The following is a 19,227-nucleotide window of genomic DNA, read 5'->3' as shown; positions in this document are numbered from 1 at the left end:
ATGATACCGGCGGAGATCAGCGCGGATGTGATCGGCCAATGGGTCGGCCAGCACCTCTGGCCGCTGTTCCGCCTGGCCAGCTTCCTGATGGTGATCCCCATTTTCGGTGCCCAGCTGGTGCCGGCCCGGATCCGTCTCGGGCTGGCCTTGCTGATGACCATACTCATCGCGCCCATGATACCGCCCGTTCCTCAGGTGGAAGCCCTGAGCGCCGATGCCGTGGTCATTACCCTGCAGCAGATACTCATCGGCGTCGGCATGGGCTTTGCGCTGACCGCACTCTGGCAGTTGTTCGTGATTGCCGGCCAGATGATCGCCATGCAGATGGGGCTGGGCTTTGCCTCAATGGTCGATCCGGCCAACGGTGTGAACGTGCCCGTACTGTCCCAGATTTACACCATCACCATCACCCTGTTGTTCCTGGCCATGAACGGCCACCTGGTTGCCTTTGAAGTGTTTATAGAAAGCTTCCGGACCCTACCTATTGGGATGGAAGGCCTAGGCCAGACCGGAGTCTGGGAACTGGCCCACCGGATCAGCTGGATGTTCGCCTCCGCCATGCTCCTGGCGTTGCCGGCGGTTACCGCCGTGCTGATCGTCAACATCTCCTTTGGTGTCATGACGCGCGCCGCTCCCCAGATGAACATCTTCGCGTTGGGTTTCCCGATTGGCCTGATTTTTGGATTGTTTGCCATATGGGTGCTGCACGCCAATTTTCTGCCGCACTTCGATCAGTACGCCCGGGAAACCTTTGATTTCATGCGGGGATTGCAGGGGCAGCCGTAGAGATTTATGGCCGAAGAAGACGACAACAGTCAGGAAAAAACGGAAGAGGCCACCCCCCGAAGGCTCGAAAAGGCCAAGGAGGAGGGCCAGACTGCGCGCTCAAAAGAGCTGGCCACCATGGCCGTCCTCCTGGCAGGCGCCGGCGGCATGCTGATGTTCGGCGCCAGCCTGGGAGCCTCGTTGGAGGCGATCATGCGAGATAGCTTCGTTATCGAACGCTCCGCCATCTTCGACATGCGCCACATGAGCGTGCAGCTCATTGAATCCTCCAAGGAAGCGGCCTGGGCTCTCTCTCCCATTCTGGTATTACTGCTGATCGCCGCTATCTTCGGCTCCATCGGCATCGGCGGCCTGCTGATCAGCGGCAAAGCCGTGGCCCCGAAACTCAATCGCATGGACCCCATCAAGGGCCTCGGGCGCATGTTCTCAATGCGCTCCCTTATCGAGCTGGTAAAGGCCATTGCCAAGGTCGGTCTGGTAATGGCCTTGGCCATTCTGATCCTCGATCTGCGCACGGAAGACTTGTTGGCCATTGCCGAGGAGCCGGTGGTGCCGGCCATGGAACATGTACTCTGGACCATCGCCTGGAGCTTTTTCCTGCTTTCCTGCGCCACCATCATCATCGCGGCGATCGACGTACCCTTCCAGATCTACGATCACCAGAAAAAACTGCGCATGACCAAGCAGGAGGTGAAAGACGAATACAAGGACACCGAGGGCAAACCCGAGGTCAAAGGCAAGATCCGCCAACTCCAGCGTGAAATGGCCCAGCGCCGCATGATGCAGGACGTGCCTACGGCAGATGTGGTGATCACTAACCCGACCCATTACGCCGTTGCCCTGAAATACGATCAGAAGGCGATGGCCGCGCCGATAGTGGTGGCCAAGGGCGCCGATGAGGTGGCCTTCAAAATCATGGAAATTGCCCGTGAGAACAAAGTCGAGATCCTGAGAACGCCGCCGCTGACTCGGGCGGTGTACCACAACACCGACATCGGCGAGGAGATTCCCGATGGCCTGTACATGGCCATTGCCCAGGTGCTCGCCTATGTGTTCCAGCTCCGACAGTTCCGCAAGGGGCGCGGGCCCAAGCCCGGTATGCCGGAGTTCCCGATTCCTTCGGATTTGCGGCGGGACGTTTAGTTTGGAGTTGGGTTTCTTTTGGTAGCCTGCGGGTTTGGGAGTTAGCGCGGTTGTGGCTGGCCTTTTCAGGACACGCTACGAGCACATCCATGTGCGCTTGACTGTGGCCATCCATGGCCACAGACAGTCCTGAAAAGGCCACCCACAACCGCTTATCAAACCCCTTCGATATCGCTGAAAAATACCCATCCAACTCAGGAGCTTTTGGCGGATTCCCGTCGGGTTTGCGAGGTTTGTGGGGCTGCCTCCCAAAAATGTCGGCGGCCAAGGATGGCCGACGCCAAGCGCACATGGATGTGCTCGTAGCGGTTTTTGGGAGGCAGCCCCACGAACCTCTTCCCGCTAAATCATCAGGCTGGGGCAGGAGTGGAAGGCGAGATCAGCAACCAGCCTCGATAACCCGAACCATCGGCTCCCCGCGGCTTTCCGGAATCGGCAGTATCCCATACGAGGCCCGCGGGTCATGGACCGTGGTCGAGGTAAAGCCGCAGGACAGGAAGTGCTTGCGGGCCTGCTCGTCGGTCTGGAAGTGGAACGGTACCTCGCTACGGGTAACGGCCCCGAGGACGCCACCGAGCACTTTGAGGGTAGTGTTCAGCACCGGCTGGCGGGGTTGGTAGTAGCTTTCGGAGAGGTAAACCGAGCCCGGGCGTTTGGCCATGGCGGCGGCCAGTCGGCCGGTGGCCATCAGGCGGAGGGCCTTGCGGGCGGCCATGTCGGGCAGATCGGCTTCGACCATGTGGAGCAGAGGGTGTTTCTGCCGTAACCGAATGCCGCGGGGGGGCATGCCGGAGCTGTCAGTCGGCTTTCTGCTCATAGACGGCTTTACCCCATGCCTCGCGGCTGCCGGGCAGTATCAGGTTCAGGATGATGGCAGCCACCGCACAGAGCGCGATGCCTTCGAGGTGCCCGAGCACCATGCCGCCAATACCGAACACCAGGGTAACGCCTACGATAACCAGGTTGCGAGACTGCGACAGATCTACCTGGTGGCGGATCAGTGTGTTCAGGCCAACGACGGCAATGGAACCGAACAGCAGGCAGAGGATGCCGCCCATGACGGGCACCGGGATGGTTTGCAGTGCTGCGCCGAATTTGCCAACGAAAGCCAGAACAATGGCGATGCAGGCAGCCCACCACATGACCTTGGGGTTGAAATTCTTGGTGAGCATAACGGCGCCGGTGACTTCCGAGTAGGTGGTGTTGGGCGGTCCTCCAAGCATGGAGGCGGCGCTGGTGGCCAGGCCGTCACCCAGCAGGGTGCGGTGCAGGCCCGGCTTTTCCAGGTAGTTCTTTCGGGTCACGTTGCCGATGGCCAGCACGTCACCGATGTGTTCAATGGCCGGGGCAATGGCGACGGGGATCATGAACAGCACGGCGCCCCAGCTGAATTCCGGCGCAACAAAGTTGGGAACGGCGAACCAGGCGGCGTCCCGGATTGGCGTGGTATCCACGATACCGGCAAACGCGGAGAGGATGTAGCCGGTGATAACGCCGAACATGATCGGAATCAGCCGGAAAATGCCTTTCGACCAGACCGACATGATGATGGTTACGGCCAGCGAGATCATGGCGATCCAGATCGCCGTGTCGTAGGGAATCAGCTGGTTGGCGCCATCACCGGTGCGGCCGGAGGCCATGTGAACGGCAACCGGCGCCAGGCCGAGACCGATAGTCATGATCACCGGGCCGATAACCACTGGCGGCAGCAGGCGGCGGACAAAGCCGGTGCCCCGCAGCCGCACCAGTCCACTGAGGAAAATATAGAGAATACCCGCTGCCATCAGGCCGCCGAGTGTCTCTTCCATGCCGAACTTGCCTTTGGAGGCAATCACGGGGGCAATAAAGGCGAAGGACGACGCGAGGAAAATCGGGATCTGACCGCCGGTCACCACGTGAAAGATCAGGGTGCCCAGGCCGGCGGTGAACAGGGCCACGTTGGGATCCAGCCCGGTAATCAGTGGCATCAGAACCAGCGCGCCGAACGCCACCAGCAGCATCTGGGAGCCAGCAATGGCCTGTTTCCAGACCGGGTCGTTGGTATGGTCCTGCATTCTTAAACGTCCTTTTGCTTGGTGCCGAAGATTTTGTCGCCGGCATCGCCGAGACCCGGAAGGATGTAGCCTTTGTCGTTGAGGCGCTCATCAACGGAGGCGGTGTAGATAGACACGTCCGGATGTTTTTCCAGAACCTTTTCAACACCTTCGGGCGCGGCAACCAGCACCAGGGCCCGGATCTCGGTGCTGCCGGCCTTCTTGAGCAGGTCAATGGTGGAGATCATTGAGCCGCCGGTGGCGAGCATCGGATCGACAATCATGGCCATACGCTGGTCCAGTTCGCCCACCAGCTTTTCAAGGTAGGTGCTGGCCTCGAGGGTTTCCTCGTTGCGGATCTGGCCGACAACACTGACCCGGGCCACCGGAATCAGGCTGAGGACACCGTCAAGCATGCCAAGGCCGGCCCGCAGGATCGGCACGATGGTGACCTTCTTGCCGTGAATCTGTTCCACGTTAACCGGCCCTGCCCAGCCTTCGATGGTCTTTTCCTGCAGATTGAAGTCTTTGGTGGCCTCGTAGGTCAGGAGTGCACCGACTTCCTGTGCCAGCTCCCGGAAATTCTTGGTGCTGATATCCGCACGGCGCATGATGCCGAGCTTGTGGCGGATCAGAGGGTGTTTTACCTCGTGGATTGGCATGGGGTCACCTGTGTGTCTGGTTGGAATTTTGGCGTCGCGATCAAATGGCGCAAGGATACCGCATCTGGCAAGGGGAGTCAGGCCGCAAATGGCCGGTTCCGTGAAATCCACTAAGGGCTGGTACGGATCTTGCGATAACCCTTCCAAACGACGCTCCGGTGTCAGATTTTCGACCTTCAAAACGCCTGCAGGCACGGCCAATCGGAGAAGTATCCGGCATGGACAGAGCTTTAGTCCTCAATAACGTCAAAACCCTGACGCGGGGCAACCTGGGCATACCAATCATGCTGATGGGCTTGCTGGGCATGATGATTCTGCCCATGCCGGCGTTCCTCCTGGACGTGTTCTTTACTTTCAACATCACCCTGTCCATTGTCATTCTGCTGGTGTGTGTCTACGCCCTGCGGCCGATGGAGTTTGCGTCCTTCCCGACAGTCCTGCTGGTAGCCACACTTCTGCGTCTCGCCCTGAACGTGGCGTCTACCCGGATTGTTCTGCTGAACGGCCACGAAGGCGGCGATGCCGCCGGTAAAGTGATCGAATCCTTCGGCGCCGTTCTGATCGGCGGCAATTACGCCGTGGGTCTGGTGGTGTTTGCGATCCTGATGATCATCAACTTCCTGGTCGTGACCAAGGGTGCCGGCCGGGTCTCCGAGGTGAGCGCCCGTTTCACGCTGGATGCTATGCCCGGCAAGCAGATGGCGATTGATGCGGACCTGAACGCCGGCCTGATCAATCAGGATGAGGCCAAGCATCGTCGTGCCGAAATCGCCCAGGAAGCGGATTTCTACGGCTCCATGGACGGTGCGTCCAAGTTTGTGAAGGGCGACGCCATTGCCGGCCTGCTGATTCTTGCCATCAACATCATTGGCGGTATTGCCATTGGTATGCTGCAGCACGGTCTGGATTTCGGGCTGGCCATGGAGCGATATGCGCTACTGACCATTGGTGACGGCCTGGTGGCACAGATTCCCTCGCTGCTGCTGTCCACGTCTGCTGCAATCATGGTAACGCGGGTTACCTCCAGCCAGGATATGGGCGGCCAGATCCTCCAGCAAATGTTCAGCGCGCCCAAGGCGCTGTCCATTGCCGCCGCTATCCTGATCATTCTCGGTCTGATTCCCGGCATGCCCCACGTGGCCTTCCTGGGTCTGGGTGCACTGGCCGCCGGCGCTGCCTGGTATATCTGGAAGCACCAGCGACAGACCGTCGAAGAAGATGGCGCATTCCCGACTAGGGGCGCGGGCGGGGCGGCTCCACGGCCGGCGGGTCGTGATCTGCCTCCAGGCGGTGACGCTGGCGGCGATCAGGGGCGTCAATTACCGGCCCCCGGAGAGACCAAGGAGCTGGGCTGGGACGATGTGTCCACTGTCGATATTGTCGGTCTGGAAGTGGGTTACCGGTTGATCCCGCTGGTGGACAAGTCACAGGGTGGCCAGTTGCTCAGTCGTATCAAGGGCGTTCGTAAAAAGCTGTCCCAGGATCTCGGCTTCCTGATGCCCTCGGTCCACATTCGAGACAACCTCGATCTTATGCCCAACGTCTACCGCATCACCCTGATGGGCGTGACGATTGCCGAAGCGGAAATCCATCCGGACCGCGAACTGGCCATCGACCCCGGTCAGGTATTCGGAAAGATAGAAGGCATTGAAGGCAAGGATCCGGCGTTCGGTCTGGACGCCAGCTGGATTGAGCCAGACAAGAAAGAGCAGGCCCAGACGCTCGGCTATACCGTGGTCGATGCCAGTACGGTGGTCGCGACCCACCTTAACCAGGTACTGCAGAAACACGCCCACGAGCTGCTGGGCCATGAGGAAGTCCAGAAATGGCTGGATCAGCTTGAAAAGATTTCTCCGAAGCTGGCCGAGGAACTGGTACCCACCACCGTATCCATCAGTCTGCTGCTGAAAGTGCTGCAGAACCTCCTGAAGGAAGAAGTGCCGATCCGAGACATGCGGTCCATTGCCGAGGCCATCGTGAACGTGCATCCGAAGAGTCAGGATCCGAAGCTGTTGACCACCGTTGCGCGGCAGTCCCTGCGCCGGATGATTGTCCAGAGTATCTGCGGCAACGAATCAGAGATACCGGTGATCACCCTGGATCCGGATCTGGAACAGTTATTGCTAAAGTCTGTTCAGCAGAGTCAACAATCCGGCGGACAGGAAGATATTGGCCTGGTTCTGGAGCCGAATATGGTTGAAAAACTCCAGCGCTCGCTTCAGGAGAGCGTCCAGCGTCAGGAGATGCTCGGCAAGCCAGCCATTCTGCTGGTGTCCGGGCCCCTGAGGCCGGTGCTGGCGAAGTTCGCCAGCTACGGGGTAGAGCGGCTCCATGTGCTCTCGTACCAGGAAATTCCGGATAACAAACAGATTACGATCGTGGCGTCCGTTGGCCAGTAACGGCGCGGATGACAGAGCGGACAGCGCCGGCACGGCGTTGCCGGTGGAGGAAGAGGCATCATGAAAGTAAAACGGTTTTTTGCTCAGACCATGGCCGAGGCGCTCAAGCAGGTCAGTGAACAGATGGGGCCGGACGCCGTGATCCTTTCCAATCGTCGGGTCGACGGCGGTGTCGAAATTGTGACGGCGCTGGATTATGACGAGAATATGGCGCGCCAGCGACTGGGCAACCAGGCAGAAGAAGCCACCAACGGGTCCCGCTTGGCCGAGATGCAGGCCGACCAGCACAGGCGTCTTGAGGACGAGCTGAGCCGGTCCCGGGACCGCATCCGTGAAGTACGGGAAAAGCGGGCATCGCAGGGCGCGAGCTACGCCGGTTCGTTCGCTGCCATTCAGGAAGAGGTGAGCGGTGGTTTTGGTGATATTGAACTTCTGCCACAGGCGCCGAGGGAAGCCTATTCTGATGAGCTGGCGCAGATGCGGGCCGAGATCAGCTCGCTCAAAGACATGATGCAGGGCCATCGGCCGCAACAGGAGCCGGAGGTTTCTGCGACCACCGCCGTGCAGCAGAGGCTTGCCGAGCGCTTGCAGGAGTTCGGCCTCGGCAGTGATCTGGCGGGGTCAATTTCCCGTCGTCACAAGGCGGGGCGCCTGGAAGACGGTTGGAAGCAGTCCCTGAAAATGCTGTGTACCGGGGTTCGGACCTCCCGCATGGAGTGGCTGGATGAGGGCGGCGCCTACGCGTTGGTGGGTCCGACAGGGTCCGGGAAAACCACCACCATTGGCAAGCTGGCCGCGCGCTACGTGCTCAAACACGGTTCCGACTCGGTGGCACTGGTGACCACGGATCGCTATCGGGTGGCGGCGCACGAGCAGTTATTCGTGTTCGGTCGGATCCTGAATGTGCCGGTTCGGGTCGTGGATGAGAGCCACAGTCTGGACGATATTCTGGACGAGCTGTCAGACCGTCATCTGGTGCTGATTGATACCGCCGGACTGACCAGTGCGGACAAAGGCTATCAGGAACAGCTGGCCGAACTGGCTCGCAGCCATCACAATATCAAAACCCATCTGGTGGTCTCGGCAACCAGTCAGCCTCGCATCATGAAATCCGTGTGGCATTGCTATAAGATGGCAAATCTTGCGGGCTGTGTGATGACCAAAATCGACGAGGCCCTGACGCTGGGCGAGTCTCTCGGGTTTGTGATGGAAACCGGTCTGCCGGTAGCCTATTACACAGACGGCCAGAAGATTCCTGAAGACCTGCACCACGCAGAAGCCGTTCCGCTGGTGCGGTTGGCCGTGGATCGGCTGAAAACACTCCAGCAACAGCAAGCGGTCGCAGAGGGCCTGAAAGAGCACGCCTGAGACCGGACAGATTGACAACAGGCGTCGGAGACAAAGCCGGCGAAACGTGGCGAGAGACCAAAAACAGTATGAGCAGAGCACATCCGGTACAGGTGATTGCAGTTTCCGGCGGAAAGGGTGGTGTCGGCAAGAGTAACGTGTCGGTGAACCTCGGAATTGCCCTGGCGCAGAAAGGCCTGAGAGTGGTGCTGCTCGACGCCGATCTGGGGCTGGCCAATATCGACGTCTTGCTGGGCATCACTGCCAATCGCAACCTCCAGGATGTTCTGGCCGGCGATTGTGATCTGAAGGACGTTCTGGTGAATGGACCCGGTGGCATCAAGATTGTCCCCGCCTCTTCCGGTACCCAACGAATGACCCAGCTCAGCCCCATGGAACATGCCGGGCTGATTAATGCGTTCAGCGAACTGGGTGATCAGATCGATGTCCTGATCGTTGATACCGCCGCCGGGATTTCCGAGTCAGTGGTCAGTTTTCTGAGAGCGTCTCAGGAGCTGCTGCTGGTTGTCTGCGACGAGCCGACCTCGATCACCGATGCCTATGCCCTGATCAAGCTGATGAACCGTGATTATGGAACCAACCGCTTCCGTATTCTTGCCAATCAGGTTCGGAATGAGCAGGAAGGCCGGCATCTGTTTGAAAAACTGACCCGGGTCACCGAGCGCTTCCTCGATGTGGCACTACAATACGTAGGAATAGTTCCCTACGATGAGGCCGTGAAGAAAGCGGTTCAGCGGCAGCGTGCGGTGCTGGACGCCTATCCCAGGGCGAAAGCTTCACTGGCCATCAAGGCGCTGGCGGACAAGGTAGATAGCTGGCCGTTGCCGTCCTCGCCCCGTGGGCATCTGGAATTTTTTGTGGAGCGGCTCGTCGAAGTCTGAATCGGATCCAGTCAAACAAAAAACCGGATACATGACATTGGCGAAAAACCTCGGAATCTATAACCAGTCAAGTGCGCAGAAGCCGGCTCAGCTCATTGAGCAGCACGCGCCGCTGGTCAAGAAAATTGCCCTTCACCTGATGGCTCGCCTGCCGGCGTCCGTCCAGCTTGAAGACCTGATGCAGGCCGGCATGATCGGTCTGCTCGAGGCCGCCCAGCGTTACAGTTCTACCAAAGGTGCTACCTTCGAGACTTACGCCGGTATCCGTATTCGCGGCGCCATGGTGGACGAAATCCGCAAGGGTGACTGGGTCCCCCGTTCCGTGCATCGCAACGCCCGTCGCATTTCCCAGGCCATCAAGGCCGTTGAAGATAGACTTGGCCGCGAAGCCCACGACCAGGAAGTGGCCGAAGAGCTGGGTATGGGGCTGCCCGAATACCACTCCTACCTTTCCGGTTCCAACAGCGGTCGACTTTTTAGCCTCGACGAGCTCAATGAATCCGGAGAGCTGCCGATAGAACAGACAGAGACGCAGGATAATCCCCTTGAGGGGTTGTCCTCCGATGCCTTCCGGCGGAGCCTCGCTGAGGCGATTGAAGACCTGCCGGAGCGGGAAAAGCTGGTGTTGAGCCTTTACTACCAGGAAGAACTGAACCTCAAGGAGATTGGCGCGGTGCTCGGCGTCAGTGAGAGCAGGGTAAGCCAGATTCACAGCCAGGCAGCCCTGCGCCTTCGGGGACGGCTCTCGGATTGGCGTCAGGAATCGGACAACTGACCGCGTTCAGTCTGTGTCGCCAACGAGGTAGTCTGTAGTTTTTGGTAACCGATGCTTTACAACCGAAGCAAAGGTCCGACAATAAGCGGTTAAAACAGCGGCCTGCTAGACTTTGAACGCAAAGGTCAAACGAATTCCGGGTGTTACTAACTGGAGGTCCCATTGGACAAAAACATGAAAATCCTCATTGTGGACGACTTCTCCACAATGCGACGGATCATCAAGAACCTGCTGCGTGATCTTGGCTTCACCAACACCGATGAAGCTGACGACGGCAACACGGCACTGCCAATGCTCAAAAGCGGCAAATACGATTTTCTGGTGACCGACTGGAACATGCCTGGCATGTCAGGCTTCGACCTGCTCAAGGCCGTTCGGGCGGACGAGAATCTGAAAACCCTGCCGGTATTGATGGTAACTGCTGAGGCCAAGCGCGACCAGATCGTTGCCGCTGCCCAGGCAGGCGTAAACGGGTATGTGGTCAAGCCGTTCACCGCTGCCGTGCTCAAGGAAAAGATTGAGAAAATCTTTGAAAGAATCCAGTAACCAGAGGTCGGATGGCTCTCATGAGCGATAGCAAAAAGAACCATCGGGGCCTTGAACCGGAGGTGACGGAAAAGCTCCAGCGGCAGGCAGCGGAACTGGCCGAGAGTGTTGATGCGGGTGATTATGCCAAAGCCATGACCCTGATCAATGAACTCAGCGAAGTCAGGGATCAGGGTCTGTACCGTGAGGTAGGGCGGCTGACGCGGAGCCTGCACGAAGCAATCCGGAACTTCCAGATTGATCCCCGTAACGCCGAGCAACAGGAAGCACTGTCAAAGATGACAGATGCCTCTGATCGTCTCGAATACGTTGTGCAGATGACCGGTGAAGCAGCCAACCGGACCATGGACCTGGTTGAGGAAACCATGCCGGTGGCCAATGCCCTCAGAGACGAGGCCGCCGCGTTGCGTGATGAGTGGCAGCGCCTGCGTCGCCGGGAAATGCAGCCGGCTGAGTTTCGCGAGCTGTACGGCCGGATTGATCGCTTTTTTGTCAGCATGGCAACCGATGCCGACACCATGTACAGCAACCTGTCGGAAATCCTGCTGGCTCAGGATTATCAGGATCTGACAGGTCAGGTCATCCAGAAGGTCACCGCCCTTGTGAAAGAGGTTGAGGAGCAGATGCTCAGCCTGGTGGTGATGGCCAGTCATGTGGACCAGCTCACGGGCACGGTGCACCAGATTGAAGAAAAAGAAGAGTCTGCAGAGAAGGGCGTCGGGCCCCAGATCAAGGCCGATGAGCGTGAAGATGTAGTTTCGGGGCAGGACGACGTAGACGACCTGTTGTCCAGTCTCGGTTTCTGAATAATGAGGGTAACGCATGGCGTTTGATGCTGATGAAGAGATTTTGCAGGACTTCCTCGTAGAAGCCGGCGAGATCCTCGAAAAGCTGTCAGAGCAGTTGGTAGATCTTGAGCGACATCCTGACGACAGTGATCTGCTCAACGCCATCTTCCGTGGTTTCCATACCGTGAAAGGCGGAGCCGGCTTCCTTCAGCTTGAAGCGCTGGTGAACTGCTGCCATTCCGCGGAAAACGTTTTCGACATCTTGCGTAATCACAAGCGCAAGGTGGATTCCGAACTGATGGACGTGGTTCTAGAAGCACTCGACTACGTCAATGCCATGTTTGAGCAGGTCCGCAATCATGAGGAGCTGACACCGGCTCCGGACGAACTTATTGCCCGTCTGGATGCCCTGGCCCAGCCTGAAGGCGAGGGGGCACCGGCCGCTGCCGCTCAACCTGAGCAGGAAGAGAGCGAACCGGCAGAAGACGGTGGCGACATCACCGACGACGAGTTCGAACAGCTTCTGGACGCACTGCAGGACGAGAAATCAGCGGAGGTTTCCTCGGCTTCGAGCGCCGGATCGGCCGGCGGTGACCAGGAAAGTTCTGGAGACGACGAAATAACCGACGACGAATTCGAAGCGCTACTGGACCAACTGCACGGAAAAGGTCAGTTTGCCGGTGCGCCAGCTGGCGAGGAAGAGGCTTCTGGTAAAGAAGAAAAGCCGGCTGCCAAGGCCGGATCTGCTGGCGGCGACGACCTGATCACCGACGACGAATTCGAGAAACTGCTGGACGATCTTCACGGCAAGGGCGGAAGCCCGACCGCGGGCGGAGAGCCTTCAGCCTCGAAAGAGCCTGCAGCTCCAAAACAGCCCTCAGCGCCGAAACAGCCTGCATCTTCAAAAGAGCCGGCTTCACCGAAAGCAAACACGTCAAAGCCCGAAAAATCGAAGCCGGCCGAGAAGCCGGAGGCCAAAGGCGCTGCCGCACCGGCGATGCCTGCTCGCGAGAATGCCCCGGCCGCGGAAACGACGGTTCGTGTCGACACCAAGCGGCTCGATGACATCATGAATATGGTGGGTGAGCTGGTGCTGGTGCGTAACCGCTTGCAGCGTCTGGGTGCTGAAAGTGAAGACGAACACATGCACAAGGCGGTATCCAACCTGGATGTGGTTACGACTGATCTCCAGTCCGCCGTCATGCAGACCCGCATGCAGCCGATCAAAAAGGTGTTCGGCAGGTTCCCCCGCGTTGTGCGCGATCTCGCCAGAAACCTCAAGAAAGAGGTGAACCTGGTGATGCATGGCGAGGAAACCGATCTGGACAAGAACCTGGTTGAAGCGCTGTCTGATCCGCTGGTTCACCTGGTGCGGAATTCGGTGGACCACGGGATCGAGGCTCCGGAAGTCCGCGAGAAGGCCGGGAAGCCACGCCAGGGCACGGTTACCCTCTCTGCCGAGCAGGAGGGAGACCATATTCTGCTGTTTATCGAGGATGACGGCGCGGGCATGGATCCGGAAGTCCTGCGCCGCAAAGCAGTCGAAAAGGGTATCTACGACCAGGACGCCGCGGACCGGCTGACCAATTCGGAGTGTTACAACCTTATTTTTGCCGCCGGATTCTCCACCAAGGAGCAGATTTCGGATGTGTCCGGACGTGGCGTCGGCATGGATGTGGTGAAAACCAAGATTGGCCAGCTCAATGGCCAGTTGAGCATCGAATCCGAGCTGGGCAAGGGCTCTCGCATTGTCATCAAGGTTCCGCTGACGCTCGCCATCATGCCCACCCTGATGATCATGCTGGGCGATCAATCCTTTGCGTTGCCGCTGGTCAACGTGGTCGAGATTTTCCATCTGGACCTGACCAAGACCAACATCGTCGATGGGCGCGAGTGCATTGTGGTTCGGGATAAAGTCTTCCCGCTATTCCATATCAAGCGCTGGCTGGTTCGTGGCGGTGCTGGCCAGGAGGTGCCCGATAACGCCCATGTTGTCATTGTGGCCATGGGTACCAAGCAGGTCGGGTTCGTGGTCGACCAGCTGGTTGGTCAGGAAGAAGTGGTTATCAAGCCCCTTGGGCGAGCGCTCCAGGGTACGCCAGGCATGGCCGGTGCCACTATTACCGGCGATGGCCGGATTGCACTCATTATTGATGTGCCAAGCCTGTTGCAACATTACGGTTGAGCCGGGCCTTCCGGCGCTTTTTGCCAGAGAAGGCCGAAGAACGATGGATTGGGTAGGAGAAGTGGATGACAGTTTCTGTCCTGGTCGTTGACGATTCAGGGTTTTTTCGCAAGCGGCTGACGGAAATCCTGACCAGCTCCGGCCAGATCAAAGTGGTAGGTGCTGCGACCAATGGTCGGGAAGGCGTTGAGCTGGCCGAGAAACTGCGTCCCGACGTGATTACCATGGATTATGAGATGCCCGTGATGGATGGCATCTCTGCCGTGCGCGAAATCATGCGCAAACATCCGATACCGGTGCTCATGTTCTCATCGCTCACCTATGAGGGCGCCCGGGTCACACTGGATGCGCTCGAGGCCGGCGCCGTTGATTTTCTGCCCAAGAATTTCGAAGAAATTGCCCGGGACAACAGTCAGCTTCAGAAAATCTTGATTGAGCGGATTCTGGATGTAGCCCGCAGTCGTCCCGGCAACCGTTCTCCTGCGCCTTCCCGCGCGGAACCTTCAGCTCCGGCCTCCCGGGCGCCGGAGCCTGCAGGGCGCCCGCGTCCGGAACCAGCACCGCGTCAGCGTCCTGACACCCGGGCTCCGGCAGCGTCGGCAGGTTCTCCGGGCGAAACCGAGGCCCCCAGGCGCCATGGCCGCCGTGGGCCGGCCAAGCATTACGCCGTTGTTGGCATTGGTACTTCAACCGGCGGCCCGGTTGCCCTGCAGCGGGTACTGACGGTGTTGCCCGCGACCTTCCCGGCACCGATTGTTCTGGTGCAGCATATGCCGGCGAGTTTTACGCCTGCCTTCGCCGAACGCCTTAACAAGCTCTGCCGGATTGAAGTCCGGCAGGCTGAGGATGGTGATGTGTTGCGGCCCGGCCTGGCTTTGCTGGCGCCCGGCGGCAAACAGATGATGGTCGAGAATCGGGGCGGACAGCCCAGGATCCGTATTCTGCCCGGAGACGAGCGGCTCAATTACAAACCCTGCGTGGACGTTACCTTCGGTTCTCTTGCCCGCAGCTTTCCGGGCAAGACGCTGGGCGTCATTCTTACCGGGATGGGCTCGGACGGCAAAGAAGGCTGTCGGATGATGAAGCAGAGCGGTTCCGATATATGGTCCCAGGATGAAAAATCGTCTGTGATCTACGGCATGCCGATGGCCGTCGCCAAGGCAGGGCTGACGGATGATGTATTGTCCCTGGACGAGATCGGGCCACGCCTCGCGGAAGGTGTGTGCTGATGGATATCCTGAGCCTGCTCGGGGTCATACTGGCCTTTGCCGCAATTCTTGGCGGTAACCTGCTGGAAGGCGGAGCGGTTGGCTCACTGTTTAATGGGCCGGCGGCCATCATCGTCATCGGTGGCACTCTGGCCGCGACTATCCTGCAGACCTCGTGGCCCATGCTGAAGCGGGCTTTCACTCAGGTGCGCTGGGTCTTTTTCCCGCCGTTTATCAACCTTGAAGACGGTATCGGAAAAGTCATTGACTGGAGTGTAAAAGCTCGCAAGCAGGGCTTGCTAGGCCTTGAAGGGCTTGCCGAGCGCGAGCCGGAGCCCTTTGCCCGCAAGGGGTTGCAGTTGCTGGTCGACGGTGCCGAAACCGAGACCATCAGGGGCATCATGGAAGTTGATCTGGAATCCCGTGAGCAGAGGGATCTGGAGTCGGCCAAGGTGTTCGAGGCCATGGGTGGTTACTCGCCAACCATCGGCATTATCGGGGCTGTCATGGGCCTGATCCAGGTGATGACCAACCTTGAGGATCCCCAATCCCTGGGTAGCGGGATCGCAACCGCCTTTGTAGCCACCATCTACGGTGTGGCGCTGGCCAACCTCCTGTTCTTCCCGGTCGCTAACAAGATGCGCGGTATCGTGCGGGAGCGCACCCGCTATGAGGACATGATGATCGATGGCCTGATTGCCATCGCCGAGGGTGAAAACCCGAAATCCATCGAATTGCGGCTGCGGGGCTTCCTGCAGTAAGCATGCGCAGGCCAACTTATGCGGCGCCGTAGGCAACCCCAGGATGATCTGCACAACAAGGAGCGGTGGCTGATTTCCTACGCGGATTTCATCACCCTGCTGTTCGCCTTTTTCGTCGTGATGTACTCGGTATCGTCCGTTAACGAAGGCAAATACAAAGTCCTTTCTGAAACCCTGACCGGCGTGTTCAATGCACCCCAGCGCTCCTTCCAGCCAATCGAGATTGGCGACCAGCCCCAGAGATCGCTGAATGCGCCTGCCGAGAACGTAATCCCGCCGGCGGTGACCGAAGCGCCCCGAAATCCGGAGATGGACGCGCAGGCGCGGACCGAAGCGCTGCGAGCCATGGCTGACCAGCTTTCCATGGAGTTTGATGAGCTGATCAACCAGGGCGTGGTGTCGCTTGAGACCAGCGACCAGTGGCTGGAGCTGAATCTGCCCAACAGTCTTTTGTTTGGCAGCGGCGATGCCGAGCCCCATTACGATGCGTTCGAGGTGGTCGAGAAAATCGCCACGGTTCTGAACAACCGGGACAACGCTGTCAAAGTGGAAGGCTTCACCGATAATCAGCCGATCAGTACCTCCCGTTTTCCGTCAAACTGGGAATTGTCAGCCGCCCGGGCGGCTGCCATGGTCCGGATGCTGGTGATGGAGGGCATTGAGCCGGAACGTCTGGCGGCTGTCGGCTATGGCCAGTATCAGCCGGTTGCCCGGAATGACACTGAGGAAGGGCGCCGCAGAAACCGCCGGGTGGTATTGCTGATCTCCCGTGACGCCAGTATTCGCGGTGCCATGCGCTGACCCGATCGTCGGCAGATGCGTATAGAGCCATTGGCATGGTTCCTGTATTACTCCTCGTTAACAATAAGGCGCCGGCAACAGCTTGCCGGATTTTCCGAGGACTGGTTCAAGTTGCCCCGGGAATGGCCGATAAACGGGACTGTGGCAACGGTCAATTGCCGGCCACACCGATGTATTCTCTGGAGAATCAAAGCGTGCGAATCTGGGCAGTAGCCAATCAAAAAGGTGGTGTCGGTAAAACCACGAGTGTGGTCGCCCTGGGCGGCTTGCTTGCCGAACGCGGCAAGCGTGTTCTCGTTGTGGATCTGGACCCGCATGGCTCACTCACCAGCTGGTTCGGGTACGATCCGGATACAATCGCGCACAGTGTTTTCGACCTGTTCCAGCACCAAGGCAAGGTTCCGGAAGGGCTACCTGCCCAACTGATTACGGAGACCAGCTGCAAGGGCCTGTCCCTTTTGCCGGCGAGTGCAGCCCTGGCTACTCTTGAGCGACGAATGATTGGCGTGGAAGGCATGGGGCTGATCATTTCCCGGGCTCTGACTCAGCTTTGGGACGACTTTGATTATGTCCTGCTCGACAATACCCCCTCTCTGGGGGTTCTGATGGTTAACGCCCTCGCGGCAGCCCAGCATCTGATCATTCCCGTGCAAACCGAATTTCTGGCCATCAAGGGCCTGGAGCGCATGCTCCATACCCTGAAGATGATCATGCGTTCCCAGAAAAACGAACTTTCTTACACCATTGTGCCCACCTTGTATGACCGGCGGACACAGGCGTCGGTGAAAAGCCTGAACCTGTTGCGGAAGACCTACCGCGAGTCCCTCTGGCAGTTTGCGATTCCGGTGGACACCAAGTTCCGGGATGCCAGCCAGGGCGGAATAACACCGTCCGCGCTGGATGCCGAAACCCATGGTGTCCGCGCCTACAGCCATCTGCTGGATGATCTCATGGCCCGGGTGGGCAGGGTGAAGGAGCGTCAGCATGGCTGACGATAAATTGACACGGCTGGCGGATCCGGAAACCGCCATTGCCAGTTATCTTGACGAACTGCTGCACACGGCCACTGATACGGCGCTTCGGGAGGAAATCGAAGCGCCGGAACCGGTGAAACCTGCACCTCCGGAACCGCGGGTGGCAACCCGCACGAAACCGGCATCTGTGCCAACCGTCGAAAAACCGCCGGCAAGACCTGAACCACCCAAACGGGTCCGGGAAACGCCGGCGGAACCTGAGAGGCCAGTGGTGCGACAGGTGCCGGAAGCGCCGGTGCCGAAGGCAAGGATTGAAGCTCAGCCTGCGCCGGAGCCGGCCGCGCCGCCGTCCCGCCCGGAGTGGTCAGAACAGCCCTTTGAGTGCCTCATTTTCACGGTGGCCGGTCTGCAGCTGGCGGTGCCTCTGATTCTGCTCGGTGCCATTCACCGCATTGAAGAAGAGATCCGGCCCATCCCGGGAAGTCCACGCTGGTACATGGGAATCCGCCCGGACCGGGATCAGAACCTGAGGGTGGTGGATACCGCCGAATGGATCATGGCAGGGCGGGTGCCGCCCGATGCCCGGGACAACTACCGGTTCGTGATCCGGCTGGATAACAGCGACTGGGGGCTCGCCTGTGATGACGTCGCCCAGTCCTTTACCCTCCGGCCGGACGAAGTGCGTTGGCGCACAGCCCGAAGCAAGCGTCCGTGGCTGGCCGGCACTGTGATTGACCACATGTGTGCGCTGATTGATGTGCGCACCATGGCAGACTTGCTGGTGAGGGCGGAAAGAGAGCACCATCTGGATCTGAGCTGACGCAAACAATGGTTACTGAATGAAACCGAGCCGTGCTGGCACGGTTTGTGCCCTTAACTATAGTATTGGGCACTGATGATATTTTTTTGACGATCAGGTTGCCCGCCGGGCAGCCCAAGAGGAGAAACATCGCTATGGCATCCCCGAGCGGACAAACCAATCAGGCCCAGGACGATCAGGTACTGCAGTACGTTACCTTCCGGCTGGATGATGAGACCTACGGTCTGAACGTCATGCAGATTCAGGAAGTGCTGAGATACACGGAGATTGCTCCGGTTCCGGGGGCCCCGGATTATGTGCTCGGCATCATCAACCTTCGGGGTAACGTGGTTACCGTTATCGACACCCGCCGGCGCTTTGGCCTGGCCGATGCCGAAGTAACCGATGCCACCCGGATTGTGGTTATGGAATCTGCCAACCAGGTTATGGGCATTCTGGTGGATTCTGTCGCCGAGGTGGTATACCTGAAAGCCAGCGAAATTGAAACTGCACCGAACGTGGGTAACGAGGAAAGTGCCAAATTTATCCAGGGCGTGTGCAACAAGGATGGCGAACTGATCATTCTGGTTGAGTTCGACAAGATGCTGTCAGACCACGAGTGGGCTGAAATCGCGGCACTGTGATCCGGGGCAACCCGCTACAGGCCTCACGATGGATGCCTTCCGTGGCAATTAACGGGAGACATCCGTCATGTTTGCAGAAATTCCTTCATACCTTCCCTGGGCGCTGACTGTTGCGGCCCTGTCTCTGGTTTTCGTTCAGGGCCTGGTTCTCGGGCGCCAGGTACGTAGCCTCCGAGCAACGCTGAAAGAGCGCTGTGATACCCTTGGCCGGGAACTGCATGCCACCACCAGTGGCAGCATGGGGGTAGGGCAGCGGTTGGTTAGCTGTGAGCGTCAGTTGCACGAGCTGAGGACCACGCTCGACGAAATGCGCCAGAACGATCCGCTGCGAATCTCTTACGATGAAGCCTCTCGACTGATTGATCTCGGCGCCGATATCGACGATCTTATGAACACGTGCGGAATTTCCCGTCCCGAGGCCGAGCTGGTGTCAGCACTCAGAAAACGTCAGGCGGCCTGATACCAAGCCGTTAC

At 58.9% G+C, this 19,227-nt stretch carries 19 protein-coding genes; 16 read left to right on the top strand and 3 right to left on the bottom strand.

The window, feature by feature from the left end:
* Both fliR and flhB read left to right on the top strand, forming a co-directional pair.
* Complete coding sequence (fliR, locus tag AC13E3_RS21140; protein WP_008173076.1) at positions 1–786, top strand: flagellar biosynthetic protein FliR; 786 nt, start codon at positions 1–3, stop codon at positions 784–786.
* A gap of 6 nt (positions 787–792) precedes the next feature.
* Positions 793–1,929, top strand: coding sequence for a flagellar biosynthesis protein FlhB (gene flhB / locus AC13E3_RS21135; protein ID WP_062782263.1), 1,137 nt, complete (start codon positions 793–795; stop codon positions 1,927–1,929).
* A gap of 379 nt (positions 1,930–2,308) precedes the next feature.
* Here flhB and AC13E3_RS21130 read toward each other — a convergent pair whose 3' ends face one another.
* Genes AC13E3_RS21130 through upp form a run of 3 tightly spaced genes read right to left on the bottom strand, consistent with a single transcriptional unit; the run spans position 2,309 to position 4,624 of the window.
* Positions 2,309–2,746, bottom strand: coding sequence for a hypothetical protein (locus AC13E3_RS21130; protein ID WP_053112472.1), 438 nt, complete (start codon positions 2,744–2,746; stop codon positions 2,309–2,311).
* Complete coding sequence (locus tag AC13E3_RS21125) at positions 2,727–3,983, bottom strand: uracil-xanthine permease family protein (protein WP_088556889.1); 1,257 nt, start codon at positions 3,981–3,983, stop codon at positions 2,727–2,729. Before AC13E3_RS21125 ends, AC13E3_RS21130 begins: the two co-directional genes overlap by 20 nt.
* Before the next feature lie 2 nt (positions 3,984–3,985).
* Positions 3,986–4,624, bottom strand: coding sequence for a uracil phosphoribosyltransferase (gene upp, locus AC13E3_RS21120; protein ID WP_008173081.1), 639 nt, complete (start codon positions 4,622–4,624; stop codon positions 3,986–3,988).
* 218 nt (positions 4,625–4,842) lie between these two features.
* Between upp and flhA the strand changes: the two genes are divergently transcribed.
* The 14 genes from flhA to AC13E3_RS21050 all read left to right on the top strand — a co-directional run bounded on the left by flhA (position 4,843) and on the right by AC13E3_RS21050 (position 19,213).
* The gene (gene flhA, locus AC13E3_RS21115) at positions 4,843–7,023 is read left to right on the top strand and encodes a flagellar biosynthesis protein FlhA (protein ID WP_288366781.1); all 2,181 of its coding nucleotides are present in this window, start codon (positions 4,843–4,845) and stop codon (positions 7,021–7,023) included.
* A 60-nt stretch (positions 7,024–7,083) separates the two neighbouring features.
* Complete coding sequence (flhF, locus tag AC13E3_RS21110; protein ID WP_459421377.1) at positions 7,084–8,391, top strand: flagellar biosynthesis GTPase FlhF; 1,308 nt, start codon at positions 7,084–7,086, stop codon at positions 8,389–8,391.
* A 68-nt stretch (positions 8,392–8,459) separates the two neighbouring features.
* The gene (locus AC13E3_RS21105; RefSeq protein WP_482902463.1) at positions 8,460–9,272 is read left to right on the top strand and encodes a MinD/ParA family protein; all 813 of its coding nucleotides are present in this window, start codon (positions 8,460–8,462) and stop codon (positions 9,270–9,272) included.
* A 31-nt stretch (positions 9,273–9,303) separates the two neighbouring features.
* Positions 9,304–10,047 (top strand): RNA polymerase sigma factor FliA, encoded by a 744-nt coding sequence (locus AC13E3_RS21100; RefSeq protein WP_008173085.1) that lies wholly within the window; start codon positions 9,304–9,306, stop codon positions 10,045–10,047.
* Between the two features lie 162 nt (positions 10,048–10,209).
* Entirely contained in the window at positions 10,210–10,593 is a 384-nt protein-coding gene (gene cheY, locus AC13E3_RS21095; RefSeq protein WP_008173086.1) for a chemotaxis response regulator CheY, read from the top strand.
* A 20-nt stretch (positions 10,594–10,613) separates the two neighbouring features.
* Positions 10,614–11,399, top strand: coding sequence for a protein phosphatase CheZ (locus tag AC13E3_RS21090; RefSeq protein WP_008173087.1), 786 nt, complete (start codon positions 10,614–10,616; stop codon positions 11,397–11,399).
* 16 nt (positions 11,400–11,415) lie between these two features.
* The gene (locus AC13E3_RS21085) at positions 11,416–13,566 is read left to right on the top strand and encodes a chemotaxis protein CheA (protein WP_008173088.1); all 2,151 of its coding nucleotides are present in this window, start codon (positions 11,416–11,418) and stop codon (positions 13,564–13,566) included.
* A gap of 65 nt (positions 13,567–13,631) precedes the next feature.
* Positions 13,632–14,795 carry a protein-glutamate methylesterase/protein-glutamine glutaminase gene (locus tag AC13E3_RS21080; protein WP_008173089.1) on the top strand — a complete coding sequence of 388 codons (1,164 nt, stop codon included), beginning with the start codon at positions 13,632–13,634 and terminating at the stop codon, positions 14,793–14,795.
* Positions 14,795–15,535, top strand: coding sequence for a flagellar motor protein (locus tag AC13E3_RS21075; protein ID WP_008173090.1), 741 nt, complete (start codon positions 14,795–14,797; stop codon positions 15,533–15,535). Before AC13E3_RS21080 ends, AC13E3_RS21075 begins: the two co-directional genes overlap by 1 nt.
* An 18-nt stretch (positions 15,536–15,553) precedes the next feature.
* Entirely contained in the window at positions 15,554–16,336 is a 783-nt protein-coding gene (gene motD, locus AC13E3_RS21070; RefSeq protein WP_008173091.1) for a flagellar motor protein MotD, read from the top strand.
* A gap of 194 nt (positions 16,337–16,530) precedes the next feature.
* Complete coding sequence (locus tag AC13E3_RS21065; protein ID WP_039881985.1) at positions 16,531–17,328, top strand: ParA family protein; 798 nt, start codon at positions 16,531–16,533, stop codon at positions 17,326–17,328.
* Entirely contained in the window at positions 17,321–18,130 is an 810-nt protein-coding gene (locus AC13E3_RS21060) for a chemotaxis protein CheW (protein ID WP_008173093.1), read from the top strand. Before AC13E3_RS21065 ends, AC13E3_RS21060 begins: the two co-directional genes overlap by 8 nt.
* A gap of 134 nt (positions 18,131–18,264) precedes the next feature.
* Positions 18,265–18,753 (top strand): chemotaxis protein CheW, encoded by a 489-nt coding sequence (locus AC13E3_RS21055; RefSeq protein WP_008173094.1) that lies wholly within the window; start codon positions 18,265–18,267, stop codon positions 18,751–18,753.
* A gap of 67 nt (positions 18,754–18,820) precedes the next feature.
* Entirely contained in the window at positions 18,821–19,213 is a 393-nt protein-coding gene (locus AC13E3_RS21050; RefSeq protein ID WP_008173096.1) for a DUF2802 domain-containing protein, read from the top strand.
* Positions 19,214–19,227: the final 14 nt, after the last annotated feature.

The sequence above is a fragment of the Marinobacter sp. L-80 genome (genome assembly GCF_056859395.1).
This window is presented reverse-complemented; position numbering and strand designations above follow the sequence as displayed.